Raw genomic sequence first — 17,446 nt, 5'->3', positions numbered from 1 at the left:
TAATGTAGAAAAATGAAGTATTATATCATAGCGGGGGAAGCTTCCGGCGACCTCCACGGCAGTAATCTGATCAAACAGTTAAAGCAACAGGATCCTGAAGCAGACATCCGTTGCTGGGGAGGCGACCTTATGCAGCAGGCTGGTGGAACCCTGGTAAAACACTACAAAACACTGGCCTTTATGGGCTTTATTGAAGTAGTGATGAACCTGCGGACAGTATTGCGCAATATGGAGTTCTGCAAAAATGATATCCAGGCTTACCAGCCTGATGTACTCGTATTTATAGATTATGCTGGCTTTAACCTGCGCATCGCAGAATGGGCAAAACCGCTGGGCTATAAAACTGTTTTCTACATTTCTCCACAGGTTTGGGCCTGGAAAGAAAACAGGGTGAAGAAGATCAAAAAATGTGTAGATAAGATGTTGTGTATCCTGCCCTTTGAACAGGACTTTTATAACAAATGGAATTACGAAGTGGAATATGTGGGACATCCACTCATAGAAGTAATAAAAGAAGCAAAAGAGCAACCGGCAGAGCCGCTGTCAGATAAACCGGTAATAGCATTGTTACCAGGTAGCCGCCGGCAGGAAATAAGTGTAAAGCTGCCTATCATGCTCACAATGGCAAAACATTTCCCGGAATATCAGTTTATGGTAGCACAGGCTCCCAGTCTTGATGATGAATTTATACAGGGACTTATAGGGGCACACACAAACGTATCTACCGTAAAAGGGAAAACATATCCTTTATTACGCCAGGCAAAGGCCGCGCTGGTTACCTCAGGTACAGCTACCCTTGAAACGGCCTTATTCGGTGTACCTGAAGTGGTATGCTACAAAGGAAGTACGATCTCTTATTTTTTTGCAAAAAGACTGATCAAAGTAAAATACATCTCCCTGGTAAATCTGATCATGGATAAACTGGTGGTAAAGGAATTGATCCAGGACGAACTAACTGAACAGAATTTGCTGAAAGAATTAACCTTGCTGCTGAAGGACGATGCAGCACGCAACCGGTTAAAAACAGATTATGCTGCACTATGGACAAAACTGGGGGAAAAGAATGCAAGTCGCCGTGCAGCAGAAGTTATCTATAAAGAGGCAGTTAATGCCGTTTCGTAAATAACCGGATACACATTATGATGATGGCAATAATGAACACGATTATAGAAATCCTGTTCATGCCGTTCATCATGGATAAATAACGGTTCTTAGGTGCATTTGCATCTTTCTTTCCTATATACAGGTAACGCAGAATCTGCTGCCATATACTTTTCATATTACAAAGATAGTCACCATAACCTGGTTTATGAACAATAAGATAAGTTATACACTTCTGCTATGCTTTTGTGTGTTCGCAAAAGTTATGCAGGCACAGGAAATACCACTGGATAAAGGCTGGCAGTTTTCACGCACCGATGATACTACCTGGCGTACGGCTACCGTACCCGGAACAATCCATACAGATCTGATAGCACATCAACTGATCCCGGATCCATTTGTTGGCAGCAATGAAAAAGCTGTGCAATGGGTAGATAAAAAAGACTGGATATACCGTACAGATTTTAATGTAACAGCCGCCTTCTTAGAGCAGCAGGTAGTAGAACTGGACCTGCGCGGACTGGATACCTATGCAGATGTATACGTGAATGAACACCTGGTACTGCAAAGCCATAATATGTTCATAACACAGAAAGTGAATGTGAAACAATGGCTCACAGCTGGTAACAACAGGTTACGTATCTTATTTCATAGTCCCATAAAACAGGATATGCCCGCGTTTCTCCGCGATAGTATTATTTATCCCGCAGGGAATGACGCCAGTGATATTCCGCTGAGTATATATGCACGCAAAGCACCTTATCACTATGGCTGGGATTGGGGCCCGCGACTGGTTACTTCCGGCATATGGAGGCCGGTATTTCTGCGGGCATGGAATAAAACTGATATACAGGATGCATGGCTGCAGCAACAGAGTCTGACAGATAAAGCGGCTACTATCCTGGCTGCTGTTACCCTGCAAACAGTGCAGGCAGGCCGTTATACCATACGGATCGAAAGTAAGGAGAAAGCATTCGCAACTGTTACAACAACCACCAGTATCACAACCGGACCACAGGTGGTGAACCTGCCTTTCACTATTTCAAAACCACAGCGCTGGTGGCCCAATGGATTAGGTGTTTCGCATTTATACAATGTGCAGGTAACTGTGCTTGATGGAAATCAGGTACTTTCTACCCGTGCTTTACATATAGGATTAAGGACGGTGGAAGTAGTGAACGCACCGGATAGTATGGGTGTAAGCTTTTATGTGAAAGTCAATGGTCGTCCGGTATTCATGAAAGGAGCAGATTATATTCCGCAGGATAATTTTCTGCCCCGTGTTACATCCGGAAAATACAGGAAACTGTTTGCCGATATGAAGGAATCCAACTTCAACATGGTACGTGTATGGGGTGGCGGCATATATGAAGATGATCAGTTTTATGATCTGGCAGATGAAAATGGTATCCTGGTATGGCAGGATTTTATGTTTGCCTGCACGGTATATCCTTCAGATTCTGCTTTCCTGGAAAATGTAAAAACAGAAGTAGCGTATAATATCACCAGGTTACGTAATCACCCGTCACTGGCTTTATGGTGTGGAAATAATGAAGTTGCTATGGCATTAAAACATTGGGGCTGGAAAGATGGGTATGGATACACAGAGAAGCAATGGCAAAGCTTGCAGAAGGGATATGACGTACTTTTTAAGGAGCTATTGCCAAGGGGGGTACAAACATTGGACCCGGGCCGTTTCTATTTCCATTCCTCACCTATCAGTAACTGGGGACTACCGGAAGATTTTAGAACAGGAGATAATCACTACTGGGGCGTATGGCATGGGATGGAATGGTTTGATGCCTTTAACACTCATATACCACGTTTTATGAGTGAATATGGTTTCCAGTCGTTTCCTGACATACATACTGTTCGCCGTTTCACTTCCCCGAATGAAAGGGATCTGTATTCTCCAGTCATGTTATCTCATCAGAAAAATGCAGCCAGGGGGAATACAGCTATCAATACGTACCTGCTGCACTACTATAAGCAACCGAAAGATTTTGAATCGTTTCTTTATGTAAATCAGGTATTGCAGGCAGAAGGTATAAAAGTTGCCATTGAAGCACACCGCCGTAATATGCCTTTCTGTATGGGTACTTTATACTGGCAGCTGAATGACTGCTGGCCTGGTCCTTCCTGGTCGGGGCGTGATTATTATGGCCGCTGGAAAGCCCTGCAATATTATGTAAAGAAGGCTTTTGAACCATTGCTGGTATCCAATATCATAACGGACGGGCATCTGCGTACTTACATTATTTCTGATGAACCGCGGGACGAGCAGGTAACGCTGGACATGCAACTGATGGATGTGGAAGGAAAGGTGCTCTGGCATAAAACATTACCAGGGATAACAGCCCGTTTCGGCAAGAGTATTGTGCAACATGAAATAAACGTAAGCGATTTATTAAAAGGAGCAGACACAGGAAAGGTAATATTCTACACGAAAGTGGTAAAGGAAAATAAGTTATTGAGTGATAATGTCTTTTACTTTGTAAATGCGAACACAATGAACTTACCTGATCCCGGTATTCGTACAGAAATTACTGCTGATAAGGAAGGAACGATACAGGTAAAAATTGCGGCTGGCAAACTGGCCAGGAATGTATATTTGCTGGTAGATAATGATCCGGAATCACACTTTAGCAACAATTATTTTGATCTGCTGCCAGGAGAAGAAACGACTGTAATACTAAATACCACCTTGACTTTACAACAGGTGAAAGATCAACTTAAGGTTATAAGTCTAATAGATACATTTAAAAATTAATCATGCGAAAACTTTTGATGTTATTAAGTGGTGCATTGATGGCAATATCCACGGCCAATGCACAGAAGGAACTTCCTCCTTACATCCCTGAAACGGATAAGGCCGTATTGCAGAAGCTGGATGAATGGAGTGACTGGAAATTCGGGATGCTGATCCACTGGGGTACTTACTCAGAATTGGGTATTGTAGAATCATGGAGCATTTGTCCGGAAGATGAAGGCTGGACACAGCGCGATCCTTACGGGATTCCTTATTATGACTATGTGAAAAAATATGAAGCGCTGAAAACAAAGTTCAACCCCGTAAAGTTCAATCCTGATAAGTGGGCGAAAGCAGCAAAAGGTGCAGGAATGCAATATGTGGTATTCACTACCAAACACCATGACGGCTTCTGTATGTTTGATACCAAACAGACAGATTACCGGGTAACAGCACCTGATTGTCCTTTTAGTAAAGATCCGCGTTCCAACATTGCAAAAGAGGTATTTGAAGCATTCCGTAAGGAAGGATTACATGCCGGCGCTTATTTCTCCAAACCAGACTGGCACAGCGAAAACTATTGGTGGTCTTACTTCCCGCCTAAAGACAGGCACGTGAACTATGACATAACAAAATATCCTGATCGCTGGAAACAGTTCAAACAGTATACCTATAACCAGATTGAGGAACTAATGACCGGTTATGGTAAGATTGATATCCTCTGGCTGGATGGTGGCTGGGTTCGCCCGCGCAAACAGACACAGAAAACAGCTGCAGATGTTACTGCAGCAGAAACAGACGGTATAATAACCAAGCAGGACGAAGATATTGATATGGCTGGTATCGCAGCTATGGCGCGTAAACATCAGCCCGGTTTGATCGTGGTAGACCGTGAAGTACATGGTCCGTACGAGAACTATCGTACACCAGAACAGAAAATTCCTGCCAAACCACTTGATTATCCCTGGGAAACCTGCATGACAATGGCTAACTCATGGTCTTATGTTCCAGATGATCATTACAAGCCTGTTGATGTAATTATCCATAACCTGGTAGATATTATTGCAAAAGGCGGTAATTACCTGTTGAATGTTGGTCCTGGCCCTGATGGACAGCTGCATGATGAAGCATATACCACCATGACTGCTATTGGCGACTGGATGAAGATCAATGGAGAAGCGATTTATGCAACAAAAGCTGTAGCACCGTACAAAGATGGTAAAGTATGCTTTACCCGTAAAAAGAATGGTAATGTATATGCTATTTATTTGCTGGATAAGGGTGAGAAATTACCTGCTACTATCTCATTCAGTGGTCTTAAACCTGTAAAAGGAGCAAAGCTCACAATACTGGGTGCAAGCAATAAATTATCATGGAAGAGCACAGCTGATGGCGTACAAATCAGTATCCCGGCTGCATTACTGCAGAAAGACTGGAAAAATGCTGTAGCTATTCAGATTCCTGCAGTAGAATAAAAATTAACCGATATCGGCAGTTGTGAACAAACTGCCAACAAAAAAAATGGTTGCCTTTGAACAGGCAGCCATTTTTTTTGTTGTATATAAAACATAGAAGACAACCTACAATTATCATCATGATCGGTTCAATTTTACATTGATTAATAATGTTATATAAGGCGGGAAACTAAAATCAATAACTTCTTATTAACTAAACCACATCGCTTTATTTGGCAATATTGTAGAGGCATTATTGTGAATGGATGTTTTGTTAACATGATTGAACCGGATAAACTTTATTGCATGGAAAGTAATGTGCAGATTCTGCTGGCAGAAGACGACTATTATTATGGGAACATCATTAAAAAACAGTTGGAAACAGCCGGTTACACTGTAACGCATTGTTTTGACGGAGAAGTTGCATGGAAGAAATTCCAGCGGGATGATTTTGATCTTTGCATACTGGATGTAATGATGCCTAAAAAAGATGGATTTACACTGGCGCAGGAAATCCGTAAAAGAAATGGCATGATTCCCATCATCTTCATTTCCTCCAAAGGCCTTGACGAAGATCGTTTGCAGGGATTCCGGATAGGAGGGGATGACTATATGGTTAAGCCCTTCAGTATGAGAGAACTGGTGATGCGTATCAGGGTGTTTATAAGAAGAACACTGCCTAAAGACCTCCCCAGCGATGGCATTTATAAAATAGGCCATGTAAGGTTCAATTACGAAGAAAAAGAGCTGAGCAGGGAGAGCAGTGATGAAGTATTTGCATCTCTCACCAAAAAAGAAGCAAAAGTGCTGAAATACTTGGTAGAGAACAGTAATAAGCTGGTCAAGCGGGATGAAATACTCCTCAAAGTATGGGGTAACAGCAGCTTCTTTTCCAGCAGAAGCATGGATGTATTCATTACCCGGTTGCGAAAGCATTTTAAGCTGGAATCGGGAATCGAACTTGAAACGTTACACAACATTGGTATCAGATTAAATATTCCGGAAGAAACAGAGAGCAACAAAGGAGAGAACCAGCAATAAAATGTGCTATTGAGCTACCCCAATTTAATGTTAAACCCAAACTGTTCAAGATGAACTTTTTAAGTAGGAACCAACCTGGAAGAGCACAATTCCCAGCCCGAAATGTAAATACCAAACCACGTTTTAAACCACAGAATAAGCCTCCCGAAGAAGTGCATAGAATTTATTTTATCGCTTTGCTGCCAAATGCAGCTGTAGGGAAAGAGATTATCCGGCTTAAACAGGAATTTGCAGATCATTATGATGCCCGCCAGGCATTACGTACCCTGCCGCATATTACGCTGCAGGTACCTTTTACGGCCAATCCATCAATGGAAGAAGCCCTGTGTACAGAGCTGGCACATTTTGCAGCAGCAGAATCCCCCTTTGATATTCACCTGGATGGATTTGGCGCTGTTCATTTAAAAAACCGGCGGGTGCTGTTTATCAATGTGGAAAAAGATGCCACTATTACGGCGCTGCACAAAAGGCTGATAGTATTGTTGCGCAAAAAATTCGGGTTCAGCAGCATGCTGGCCCGTTATGGGTATAATCCCCATATTTCCGTGGCCCTTAATGATATGAAAGGCCGGGAACTGGAAGCGGCCTGGAAGGAATATCAGGATAAACCGTTTGAGGCTACTTTTAAAGTGAAAAATATCTACATTTTCAGGCATTCAGGTATCTCCTGGGAGGTATTGCAGAAGTGCCGGCTGGGTTCTCCCAAACAGGGATAAGAGAGGATACCGGCGATATTTCCTATGCAATAAAATCGTAACTTTAAGGCAATGGAAACAGTGGCCGTTCAAAAATATAGCCTGGATGAGGAACAGGAGAAAAAAGAGATCGTTCGACATTACCGTGCCTTACTACGGGCGCTTAAACCCCGCTTAAAGAAAGGAGACCGCGAACTGGTGCGTACTGCCTTTGAAATGGCAGCTGATGCGCATAAGGAAATGCGGCGTAAATCAGGTGAACCTTACATCTTACATCCTCTTGCCGTATCGCAGATCTGCGTAGATGAAATAGGTCTGGGGGTACGTTCTGCTATTTGTGCACTCCTGCACGATACAGTAGAGGATACTGAAGTTACCCTCGAAGATGTGGAAAGGGCCTTTGGTGCTGAAATAGCCCATATAGTTGACGGGCTGACCAAAATTTCTACCGTAATAGACTCCAGTACCAGTACTGCACAGGCAGAGAATTTCAAAAAGATCCTGCTTACACTGGCAGATGACCCGCGTGTAATCCTTATCAAGCTGGCAGACAGGTTGCATAACATGCGCACCCTGGATAGCATGAACCGGGAAAAACAACTGAAAATAGCTTCCGAAACCGTTTTTATTTACGCCCCGCTGGCTCACCGCCTGGGCTTGTATAATATCAAGTCTGAGCTGGAAGACCTGGCTATGAAATATACCGAGCAGCAAACTTACCGGGATATTGCAAAACGCCTGAAAGAAACAAAACGTGAGCGTACCCGCTACATAAATGAGTTTATCAAACCAATAAAAGAAGTATTGCAGGAAGAAGGACTGACCTCTGAGGTATTTGGTCGTCCCAAATCCATACACTCTATCTGGAATAAAATAAAGAAGAAAGGAGTCACCTTTGAAGAGGTATACGATCTTTTCGCCATCCGTATCATCCTGGATACACCGGTAGAGAAAGAAAAATCTGACTGCTGGAAGGTTTACTCCATCATCACAGACTTTTATCATCCCAGTCCTGAAAGGACCCGCGACTGGCTCAGTAACCCAAAATCCAACGGGTATGAGGCATTACACGTAACAGTGATGGGGCCGCAGGGTAAATGGGTGGAAGTGCAGATCCGCACCAAGCGTATGAACGATTATGCGGAGAAAGGGCTGGCTGCTCACTGGCGCTATAAAGAAGGTAGCAATCAAAATACCAATACAGAATCCAAATTTGACCAGTGGTTCACCCAGATCAGGGAAATCCTGAACAACCCGGATTCCAATACCCTGGACTTCCTGGCCGATTTCAAGAGCAATCTGTTCACGGAAGAGATCTATGTCTATACTCCCAAGGGAGACCTTAAAATCCTGCCGGTAGGTTCTACTGCGCTGGACTTTGCCTATGCTATTCATAGCGCAGTAGGGAATAAATGTATAGGAGCCAAAGTGAACTATAAACTGGTTCCGCTTAGTCATAAGCTACGCAGCGGCGACCAGGTAGAGATTATTACCTCCAATAAACAGAAACCTTCCGAAGACTGGCTGAACTCTGTGTTGACTGCCAAAGCCAAATCCAAAATCAAAGATGCGCTGAAAGAAGAAAAGCGTACAATAGCTATGGATGGCAAGGATGTGCTGGAGCGTAAGCTGGATCATCTCAAAATATCTGCCAGTCAGCATAACATTAATGAACTGGTACAATTTTATAAACAGCCTTCCCCGCTGGACCTGTATTACCAGATAGCCATCAAGAACATTGATCTGAAAGAACTGAAACAGTTCAATGTATTGGGCGATAAGCTGGAACCTCCCCGTCCCATAGTGGTAAAGCCACCTGAACACATTTCTGAAGATCATATCAAACATCAGCTGCCTGCTAAAAAGGATGCAGAGCTGATCATCTTTGGAGAGAGTTCGGACAAGATTGCTTACAAACTGGCCAATTGTTGCCGTCCTATTCCCGGAGATGATGTATTCGGGTTTATTACAGCCAGTGAAGGATTGAAGATCCACCGTACCAATTGCCCCAATGCTGCACAGTTGCTGGCCAACTATGGGCATAGGGTGGTAAAGACCAAATGGGTAAAGAACAGGGAAATATCCTTCCTTACGGGCCTGCGGATAGTGGGAATGGACGATGTAGGTGTAATTCACAAGATCACAAATATTATTTCGGGAGAGCTGAAGGTGAATATTGCCGGTTTGACCATTGAATCAAAGGAAGGGTTGTTTGAAGGCCTTATTAAGATCTTTGTGCATGATAAGGAAGAACTTGATGAATTGTTCGAACGCCTGAAGAAACTGGATGGCATTCAGTCTGTAAGCCGTCTGGAAGACGAATAAGATGTAGAACATCCATATCTTTTTATTTGGGTCCTCATCTCCATCATTTACATGGAAGGGGGGATTCTTTTTGGCCGGCCTTGAACTATAATCCGTAAAAATCTTGGTTTCTTCCTTTTTACCCGTAATTTTGCCACTTCTTTTTAAAAATCAATATCAACACTATGGTAGATGTTTTGCTGGGCCTGCAGTGGGGCGACGAAGGCAAAGGAAAGATTGTGGATTACTTTGCAGGTAAATATGATGTCATCGCTCGTTTCCAGGGCGGACCCAATGCAGGGCATACCCTATATGTGAATGGTGAAAAGGTAGTATTACATACCATTCCATCCGGGGTGTTCCACAGCAACACCACCAATCTTATCGGCAATGGTGTAGTGCTGGACCCTGTTACTTTCAAAAAAGAATGTGACAAGATCACTGCATTAGGCATCGATCTGAAAAAGAATCTCTACATTGCTGAAAGAACGCATATTATTGTGCCAACGCACCGCGCGTTGGACAAAGCATCCGAACTATCCAAGGGAAGCGAGAAAATAGGCTCTACTCTGAAAGGTATTGGTCCTGCTTACATGGATAAAACCGGTCGTAACGGATTGAGAGTAGGAGATTTATTGCGTAAGGACTTCAAAGAGCGTTACGAAAATCTGAAGCATAAACATGAGCATCTGCTGGCAGGATATGACTTCTCAGCAGAAGTAAGAAGCGAAATAAGTAAGGATATAGCCGACTGGGAAGCTGAATTCTTTGATGGAGTAGCTTACCTTAAGCAAATGAACATCGTAAACGGTGAATACTTTCTGAACGAGAAGCTGAAAGCCGGTAAAAAAGTATTGGCAGAAGGCGCACAGGGGAGTATGCTGGATGTAGACTTCGGTACTTATCCGTTTGTTACATCTTCCAATACCATTTCTGCAGGTGTATGTACCGGTTTAGGTATTGCCCCGCAGTGGATAAAGGATGTAATCGGTGTAACAAAGGCTTATTGTACCCGTGTGGGAAGTGGACCTTTCCCTACAGAACTTCATGACGCTACCGGCGAAAAGCTGCGTGCCGAAGGAAACGAATTTGGAGCCACTACAGGCCGCCCACGTCGTTGTGGATGGATTGATCTCGTTGCACTCCAATATACCTGTATGCTGAGCGGCGTAACGCAGCTGGTGATGACCAAAAGTGATGTGTTGGATGCCTTCGATGAGGTATATGCATGTACTGCGTATGAAATTGATGGAAAGCAAACAAAAGCGATGCCTTTTCAGTTAAATGACGCTGCAGTGAAACCAATCTGGGAAAAGTATAAGGGATGGAGTGATGAAACTGCAGCAAAGAGCAAGTTATTCAGTGAGTTACCTGCAGAAATGAAGGCTTTTGTAAAGGCTGTAGAGGAATATCTGGAAGTGCCGGTAAAATATGTATCCAACGGACCGGGCCGCGATCAGATACTGCAACAGTAAATTGCAAAAAAGTACAAAAAAAAATCAGTAAAAAAAATTTGGCTAATACAAAAAACTGTTAAAACTTTACGCTAAAGAAATACGCTAAAGACTTAAGTGACCTATTATGAAATCAAAATCTGATAACGAAAAAGAGACCAAAAAGACGAGTTCTCCAAAGACTACTAAAGCCGCGCCCAAAGCAGCAAGTAAGCCCAAGAAGGAAGAGGAGGACGATGATGATGAGGATGAGGAGGAAACTCCCCGTAAGTCTGCTGCTTCAAAAAAATCAGATAAGCCGGCCTCAAAATCAAAACGGAAGGATGACGATGATCTGGATGATGAAGATGATGAAGTAGGGGACGAAGACGATGATAATTGGGAAAAGGGAGAAGGAGATGAGGATTACGATCCTGATTTCGAAGAGTTTGATATGCCTAAGCCAAAGAACAAACGTGGCCGTCCAGGTAAGAAAAGTGCTGATGACGATGATGATGACCTGAGTATCGACGACGAATTCAAGGATATGGGGCTTTTCAATGACAGAGGCGGTTTTGACGACGACGACGACGATTTTTAAGCATTAAATGCACGCATTATCAGGATATTTCACGATTTTCCGGTTAATGATCCAACGCTATTTAAACAACAAATGTTGAACTTGGGTAACACGTTCAACATTTGTTGTTTTTTGGACAATAACAATTACGCTTCAATATATCACCAAAACGAAGCCATCCTTGCCGCAGACGCACTGGATACACTGTCTTGTAATGCCGGCAACGCTTTTGCTGCATTGCAGGGATACTATGATAAACACCAGGACTGGCTCTTCGGCCACCTCGGATACGACCTTAAAAACGAAACATTCCCCTCTCTCCAGTCTCTACATCCCGATGGGATCAACTTCCCGGACCTGTTCTTTTTCAGGCCCAGAATCCTAATGTTGTTGGAACAACAGAAAGTAAGAATTGGAGGCTGGAATCTGGACCTTGCTGGTGCACAAAAACTCTATGATCAGTGTGCAGCCATACCAGTACAAAATACCCTTCATCGCCCAAAGGGCAAAGTATCAGCATATTTAAACCGGAAACAATACCTGGAGGCAGTAAAGGGCTTACAGGAACATATTCATCGCGGGGATTGTTATGAGGTGAACTTTTGCCGGGAAAACTATATGGAAGATGTTGTTGCAAACTCTCTAACATTATTTCAACGCCTGAATACACTCTCACCTGCCCCTTTTGCGGCTTATTATCGCACTGGTAGTAAATACGTAGTATGTTCCAGTCCCGAACGTTTCATGCAGAAAAAGGGCCCGCTGGTGATTTCACAGCCTATTAAAGGCACTATAAGAAGGGAAGAGGATGAAGCAGCAGATGAACTGAACCGGCAGGCACTCCGGCAAAACAGCAAGGAACGGGCAGAAAATGTAATGGTAGTAGACCTGGTACGTAATGATCTGTCCCATACCGCTTCTCCCGGAAGCGTAAAAGTAACAGAACTGTTTGGCATCTATTCCTTTGCGCATGTACACCACATGATTTCTACGGTAACGGCTATCCCTGAACCGGGACTGCCGTTTACGGAAATTATAAAACAGGCATTTCCGATGGGGTCTATGACAGGCGCCCCTAAACTGAGGGTATTACAACTGATAGAGCAATATGAGAAAAGCCGCCGTGGCCTGTTTTCAGGCGCACTTGGTTATATTACCCCTGAAGGAGATTTTGACTTTAATGTAGTTATCAGAAGTATCCTGTACAATGAAGAAAGCAGATACTTGTCATTTCCAACAGGTTCTGCCATCACTTCTTATGCAGATCCTGAAAAGGAATGGGAAGAATGCCTGCTGAAAGCTGCATCCATGAGAAAAATTCTTGAAAGCTAATTATTGTGGATTTCCGCCAAAGATCTTTTCCATAGCCCCTTTTATTTCAGGATAGGAGAATACAAAGCCTGTTCCCTGTATTTTGGACGAAGATGCCTGACAGCTTTTTAATACTTCAATACTCATTTCACCAAGTGCCAGTTTTAATGCAAAGGAAGGTACATATACCGGCAGGAAGCTCTTTCCTTTAGCCACCTGTGCCATCGTCATAACCAGCTTTTTATGCTGGACAGGATTAGGTGCTACTGCATTATAAATTCCTTCAAGATCATGGTTTACAATAGCACTCAGATAAAGCCTTACAAGATCGTGCAGGTGGATCCAGCTGATATATTGCTCACCGTTACCCAGGATAGTGGCAAAACCAAATTTCAGTGGCTTGTAGAACTCTTTAAGGGCACCTCCTTCCCGGCTCAGTACAATGCCTGTGCGCAAGATCACGATCTTCTTTCCCAGCTGCTTCATTTTCAGTATACTTTCTTCCCATGCTACACAGGTAGTGCCCAGGAAATCGGTAGCCGGGGCATCGGTTTCTATAAAAGCATGACCCTGATCTTCTCCATAGTAACCTGTAGCAGAAGCACTGATCACCTTTTTTACTTTATTGGGATGTTTTTCCAGGGAATCGTATAATAAGGCCGCACTATGGGTACGACTGTTCAGGATCTCCTTTTTACGGGAAGCAGTCCACCTTTTATCGGCTACGTTGGCTCCGGCAAGATGTACAATATAATCAGCCTGTTGCAGAGCATCAATATCTATTGTTCGGCGCGAAACATCCCATTGGGCATAACTGATAAGTTCATTATCTGAAGTTGTACCGTTGTGGCGGCTCAGGATAATTACCCTGTAGCCAACGTCTGCAAGTAGCTTGGAAAGCGCCTGGCCTACCAGTCCGGTACCACCGGTTATTAATACCGTATCCATGAAGGTATAAAAGTGGGTTTGTAAGAAATTGAATAAAAGTACACAAATAAATGCTCAATAATCTATTGCAGGAATATAGCCAGAATCGCACCAATCTTTTATTGGTCAGGATTCCCGTAATTGTGCATGCTGGTTTTGCAGTAAGCAAATTTTCGTGTAGGTTTGATAACAGAATGGAGAACAGAAAGCCCCTCCACGTTAATTATCGGCTTTCACAATGAATTACAGCCATTTACCGTTTAGATCATAATAACCTTAACTGCAATTTTTAAATCATATAGCAATGCGTATTCTATATCTCTATGCTTTACTGGTTTTATGGAGTGGGACCGCCATCGCACAGAAGGTATCCTACACCGATCCTGAAAAGGATGATTACAAAAGCACAGAATTCGAAATTCTCGGAAAGGTATCAGGCAATATCCTTGTTTACAAGAGCGACAGGGACGATTATGCAGTATCTGTATACGATAATGCCATGCAGCTCAAAGATCGTGTAAAGCTGGATTTTCTTCCCAGGAAACTGATTAGCGTTGATTTCGTGTCTTATCCGGATAAAGTATTTATGTTATACCAGTTCCAGCGTAAAGATGCCGTTTATAGCTTCTGCGCTACCATGAACGGAGATGGTAAGTTCAAAGATGCTCCTACTATGATAGATTCTACCCGGATCGGCTTCTATTCCAAAGAAAACAAGGTATACTCTGTAGAATTTTCGGAAGACAAGAGTAAGATACTGGTATATAAAATCAATCAGGATAAAGAGAACGATAACGTTTTCTACACCTTTCTGTACGATAGTACCTTCCATCTCATGAACAACAGCAGGGTATCACTGCCCATGGAAACCAAAAAGTCTTTCCTGAGCAATTTTAACCTGTCTAACGAGGGGGACATGCTGTTCAATAAACTGGAACGTACTTCCAACCGGGATTATATAGTCAGTGGTTCACTGGTCATCAAACGTGCGGCTGTAGATTCCTTCGAACAGGTGCCACTGGAGCTGAAATCACAACTGCTGGACGAAGTGAAAATGAAGATGGATAATGCCAGTCACAAAGTACTCGTGACTGCATTCTATTACAAACAGAAGCGGGGGAACGTAGAAGGATTGTACGTCAGCAAATATGATTATGCACAAAACAAACTGCTGTACGAAAAAGAAGTAGTGTTCTCTCCCGAACTGAAAGGTAATGCCCGTGGAGAATCATCTACGAATGCTGCATTTAATGATTACTTTATCCGGCGGATCATCAATACAAAAAACGGTGGGTTCATTCTTACAGCAGAATCATTTTATACCACCTCCCGTTATCAGCCCTGGAACCGCTGGAACTATATGTATGGCGCGCCTTACGGCATGTACTCACCATACTACTACTCTCCGTATTCTCCATGGTATTACAACCCGTGGTATAATAACAACAATAATAATCAGCAGAACCGTTATCACTACGATAACGTAGCCATCCTTTCCATGGATGATGACGGCAACCTGCTGTGGAGCAACTTTATACACAAAAGTCAGTATGATGACGGAGAAGACCTGTATCTCTCTTACATGATGGTAAACATTGGCAGTGAACTTCGTTTCCTGTATAATGAGCTGGACAGGCGTAATTATATCATGACAGATGTTGGTTTGGAACCCGATGGGCAAAGCAGCCGTAAACCTACATTACGTAATCTCGATAAAGGCTTTACCTGGATGCCCCGTTATGGTAAACAAATAAGTGGACGCTCTGTACTCATCCCATGTGTGTATAGAAATTACATCTGTTTTGCTAAAGTAGATTTCTAAGGGCTGATATAGATATTTAATGAAAAGGGGCGTATCAAAAGGATGATACGCCCCTTTTTTGGTTCCCTGAGGAACACAATGCTTCATTTAAGCCCTTCATATGTTTTATGAGGGCTTCTTATGTTACATTGCTATTAATTTAATACATTGACTGGGTGGGCTATTTGAGACTAGTTTGTTGACTTTTTTTAGTAGCCAATTATTTTATTATAAAATGTCTATGATTTTTTGATTATTTTTTGTTTTTTTAGAGTATCAACCAGTCGACGAGCTAAAATCTACAACATTATTAAAAAACTAAATACATACAGTGAAGCTGAGCTCATTACCTTATTAATAAAAGGTGACAGGGACGCTTACGAATGTATTTACAATGATTACTGGTCAAGATTATATGCATATGTTTATAATCGTCTGAAAACCAAAGAAGCCGCTGAAGAGATCATCCAGGAAGTATTCTTTTCCCTCTGGACCAGGCGTGCAGAGCTTACATTGACCCATTCTCTCACTGCTTACCTGTTTACCGCTGTTAAATACCAGGTATTCAATTATATCAAGGCAGACAAAGTACGACGAACATATGCCAGCCATTTTTCCCGCTATGAGGAGAAAATGATGGATAACTCCAATCAGGAAAACATCGAATTATCAGACCTGACAAAGGCAGTGGAGAAAGAAGTAGCCCGTTTGCCCGAAAAATGTCAGCAGGTGTTTAGAATGAGCCGTAATGAACACAGATCTATCCGGGATATAGCCGAAACATTGAATATCTCGCATAAAACCGTTGAAAACCATCTTACCAGGGCGCTCCGCCAATTGAGAGTAGCTTTTAGTGATCACTTCTGGTTCTTTTAAAAAATATTTTCCGGCCGGCTAGGTGTATTACCTTTTTCAGTTTACTTATCTATTACAACGTGCTGATATAAGGTCACACAAAAATGAATGTTTGAGATGCCGATGAACAACCAAAAATTTGAATCCTTAATAGATCAATATTTAAAAGGACTGCTGAATAAGCAGGAAGTGGAATATGTGGAGAATTGGCTGGACTCACTGGAAAATAAAGAAGCATTCGATACCCTGCCTGCACAGGAACTTGCCAACGATAAGCAGGTAATGTATAATAAACTGACAGCACGTATCAACAACCATGAACAGAAAAGGGGGACCGTTATTTTCAGTTTCAGTCGTAATAAGTTCCTGAAAATTGCAGCATCCGTTATTATCATTGTAGCAGCAGGATTTTTGTCAAGAGAAAGCCTGCTGAACCTTATAGCTCCGCACAGAAGTACTTATGTAGCCGGTACGGCGGGAAGTATTAAAAAACAGATTCTGTCAGATGGTACTATTGTATGGCTGAAGGGAAACAGTAAACTTATTTTTCCGCTCACATTCGGCCATGGTGACCGTAAAGTAACATTACAGGGAGAAGCTTTATTTGAAGTAGCAAAAGATGCACAACACCCTTTCCTGATCTATTGTGGTTCTCTTACCACAAAGGTATTAGGTACCAGCTTTAACATCCGTAATACCGGTAGCGAAATAGCTGTATCAGTGCTTACCGGGAAGATATCTCTTACTACGGGACAGTCAAAAGAGCTCATGTTGTATGCAAATGAAAATGCAGTTTATTCAGAACCGCAGGCCACTATCACGAAGGCACAGAAAGCTGGCAGGGCTTTGCATGAACTGACAAAAGGAACAGAATACGATATGGCATTTAACGACGCAGGCATGCGGGATGTCATCCAGAGAATAGAGAAGAAATTTAATGTAGATATACAATTAGAGGATCCCGCTATCGTAAACAACTTAATTACAGCGGACATGACAGACCAGTCTTTACAAAAAACAATGGAAATGATTAGCCAGGCACTCAACCTGGAGGTACAGATAAAAGGACCAATTATTTTGCTTCAACCAAAAATATAGAATATAAATTATTGCAACCAACGAGAATGTATCAAACAAAAAAAAGTAAGCCTATGCGTAAAACAAGCACCATATAGAATTAAAAAGCAGGAGGTGA

The 17,446-nt window shown here is 42.6% G+C and carries 14 protein-coding genes; 12 read left to right on the top strand and 2 right to left on the bottom strand.

Translation table 11 applies throughout. The features are described from left to right. The first annotated feature begins 12 nt into the window (after positions 1–12). Entirely contained in the window at positions 13–1,122 is a 1,110-nt protein-coding gene (gene lpxB / locus BM176_RS03395; RefSeq protein WP_090099540.1) for a lipid-A-disaccharide synthase, read from the top strand. On the opposite strand, the gene BM176_RS32355 is transcribed toward lpxB, so the two are convergent. Then, complete coding sequence (locus tag BM176_RS32355; protein WP_177230281.1) at positions 1,106–1,279, bottom strand: DUF6728 family protein; 174 nt, start codon at positions 1,277–1,279, stop codon at positions 1,106–1,108. The two genes, lpxB and BM176_RS32355, sit on opposite strands and share 17 nt — an antisense overlap. Before the next feature lie 30 nt (positions 1,280–1,309). On the opposite strand from BM176_RS32355, the gene BM176_RS03390 reads away from it, so the two are divergent. From BM176_RS03390 to BM176_RS03355, 8 genes are all read left to right on the top strand, one after another. Beyond that, a complete protein-coding gene (locus BM176_RS03390) occupies positions 1,310–3,871 on the top strand; it encodes a beta-mannosidase (RefSeq protein ID WP_255373424.1) in 2,562 nt (853 codons plus the stop codon). 2 nt (positions 3,872–3,873) lie between these two features. Further along, entirely contained in the window at positions 3,874–5,325 is a 1,452-nt protein-coding gene (locus BM176_RS03385) for an alpha-L-fucosidase (RefSeq protein WP_090099536.1), read from the top strand. Between the two features lie 285 nt (positions 5,326–5,610). Beyond that, a complete protein-coding gene (locus BM176_RS03380) occupies positions 5,611–6,345 on the top strand; it encodes a response regulator transcription factor (RefSeq protein ID WP_090101591.1) in 735 nt (244 codons plus the stop codon). Between the two features lie 50 nt (positions 6,346–6,395). After that, positions 6,396–7,061, top strand: coding sequence for a 2'-5' RNA ligase family protein (locus BM176_RS03375; protein WP_090099534.1), 666 nt, complete (start codon positions 6,396–6,398; stop codon positions 7,059–7,061). 51 nt (positions 7,062–7,112) lie between these two features. Next, on the top strand, positions 7,113–9,365 hold the full coding sequence (locus BM176_RS03370) for a RelA/SpoT family protein (protein WP_090099532.1): 2,253 nt from the start codon (positions 7,113–7,115) through the stop codon (positions 9,363–9,365). A gap of 164 nt (positions 9,366–9,529) precedes the next feature. Continuing rightward, on the top strand, positions 9,530–10,819 hold the full coding sequence (locus BM176_RS03365) for an adenylosuccinate synthase (RefSeq protein ID WP_090099530.1): 1,290 nt from the start codon (positions 9,530–9,532) through the stop codon (positions 10,817–10,819). A gap of 106 nt (positions 10,820–10,925) precedes the next feature. Beyond that, on the top strand, positions 10,926–11,378 hold the full coding sequence (locus tag BM176_RS03360; protein ID WP_090099528.1) for a hypothetical protein: 453 nt from the start codon (positions 10,926–10,928) through the stop codon (positions 11,376–11,378). Between the two features lie 111 nt (positions 11,379–11,489). Continuing rightward, positions 11,490–12,689, top strand: coding sequence for an anthranilate synthase component I family protein (locus BM176_RS03355; protein ID WP_255373423.1), 1,200 nt, complete (start codon positions 11,490–11,492; stop codon positions 12,687–12,689). On the opposite strand, the gene BM176_RS03350 is transcribed toward BM176_RS03355, so the two are convergent. Further along, complete coding sequence (locus BM176_RS03350) at positions 12,690–13,616, bottom strand: TIGR01777 family oxidoreductase (RefSeq protein ID WP_090099524.1); 927 nt, start codon at positions 13,614–13,616, stop codon at positions 12,690–12,692. Between the two features lie 283 nt (positions 13,617–13,899). On the opposite strand from BM176_RS03350, the gene BM176_RS03345 reads away from it, so the two are divergent. From BM176_RS03345 to BM176_RS03335, 3 genes are all read left to right on the top strand, one after another. Further along, entirely contained in the window at positions 13,900–15,417 is a 1,518-nt protein-coding gene (locus tag BM176_RS03345; RefSeq protein ID WP_090099523.1) for a hypothetical protein, read from the top strand. Positions 15,418–15,645: 228 nt separating this feature from the next. Continuing rightward, positions 15,646–16,272 (top strand): RNA polymerase sigma-70 factor, encoded by a 627-nt coding sequence (locus BM176_RS03340; RefSeq protein ID WP_090099522.1) that lies wholly within the window; start codon positions 15,646–15,648, stop codon positions 16,270–16,272. A gap of 96 nt (positions 16,273–16,368) precedes the next feature. Continuing rightward, on the top strand, positions 16,369–17,349 hold the full coding sequence (locus tag BM176_RS03335; protein ID WP_177230280.1) for a FecR family protein: 981 nt from the start codon (positions 16,369–16,371) through the stop codon (positions 17,347–17,349). Positions 17,350–17,446: the final 97 nt, after the last annotated feature.

The organism is Chitinophaga sp. CF118, from assembly GCF_900112615.1.
Lineage (GTDB): Bacteria > Bacteroidota > Bacteroidia > Chitinophagales > Chitinophagaceae > Chitinophaga.
Note: the sequence above shows the minus strand (reverse complement) of the source record. Positions and strands in the feature narration are given on the sequence as shown.

What these genes read in the sequence shown, in the direction of transcription:
- BM176_RS03390 (WP_255373424.1), top strand. Translation starts at nt 1,310, where the DNA reads ATGAACAATAAGATAAGTTATACACTTCTGCTATGCTTTTGTGTGTTC.
- BM176_RS32355 (WP_177230281.1), bottom strand. Translation starts at nt 1,279, where the DNA reads ATGAAAAGTATATGGCAGCAGATTCTGCGTTACCTGTATATAGGAAAG.
- BM176_RS03385 (WP_090099536.1), top strand. Translation starts at nt 3,874, where the DNA reads ATGCGAAAACTTTTGATGTTATTAAGTGGTGCATTGATGGCAATATCC.
- BM176_RS03335 (WP_177230280.1), top strand. Translation starts at nt 16,369, where the DNA reads ATGCCGATGAACAACCAAAAATTTGAATCCTTAATAGATCAATATTTA.
- BM176_RS03375 (WP_090099534.1), top strand. Translation starts at nt 6,396, where the DNA reads ATGAACTTTTTAAGTAGGAACCAACCTGGAAGAGCACAATTCCCAGCC.
- BM176_RS03345 (WP_090099523.1), top strand. Translation starts at nt 13,900, where the DNA reads ATGCGTATTCTATATCTCTATGCTTTACTGGTTTTATGGAGTGGGACC.
- BM176_RS03360 (WP_090099528.1), top strand. Translation starts at nt 10,926, where the DNA reads ATGAAATCAAAATCTGATAACGAAAAAGAGACCAAAAAGACGAGTTCT.
- BM176_RS03350 (WP_090099524.1), bottom strand. Translation starts at nt 13,616, where the DNA reads ATGGATACGGTATTAATAACCGGTGGTACCGGACTGGTAGGCCAGGCG.
- lpxB (WP_090099540.1), top strand. Translation starts at nt 13, where the DNA reads ATGAAGTATTATATCATAGCGGGGGAAGCTTCCGGCGACCTCCACGGC.
- BM176_RS03370 (WP_090099532.1), top strand. Translation starts at nt 7,113, where the DNA reads ATGGAAACAGTGGCCGTTCAAAAATATAGCCTGGATGAGGAACAGGAG.
- BM176_RS03365 (WP_090099530.1), top strand. Translation starts at nt 9,530, where the DNA reads ATGGTAGATGTTTTGCTGGGCCTGCAGTGGGGCGACGAAGGCAAAGGA.
- BM176_RS03380 (WP_090101591.1), top strand. Translation starts at nt 5,611, where the DNA reads ATGGAAAGTAATGTGCAGATTCTGCTGGCAGAAGACGACTATTATTAT.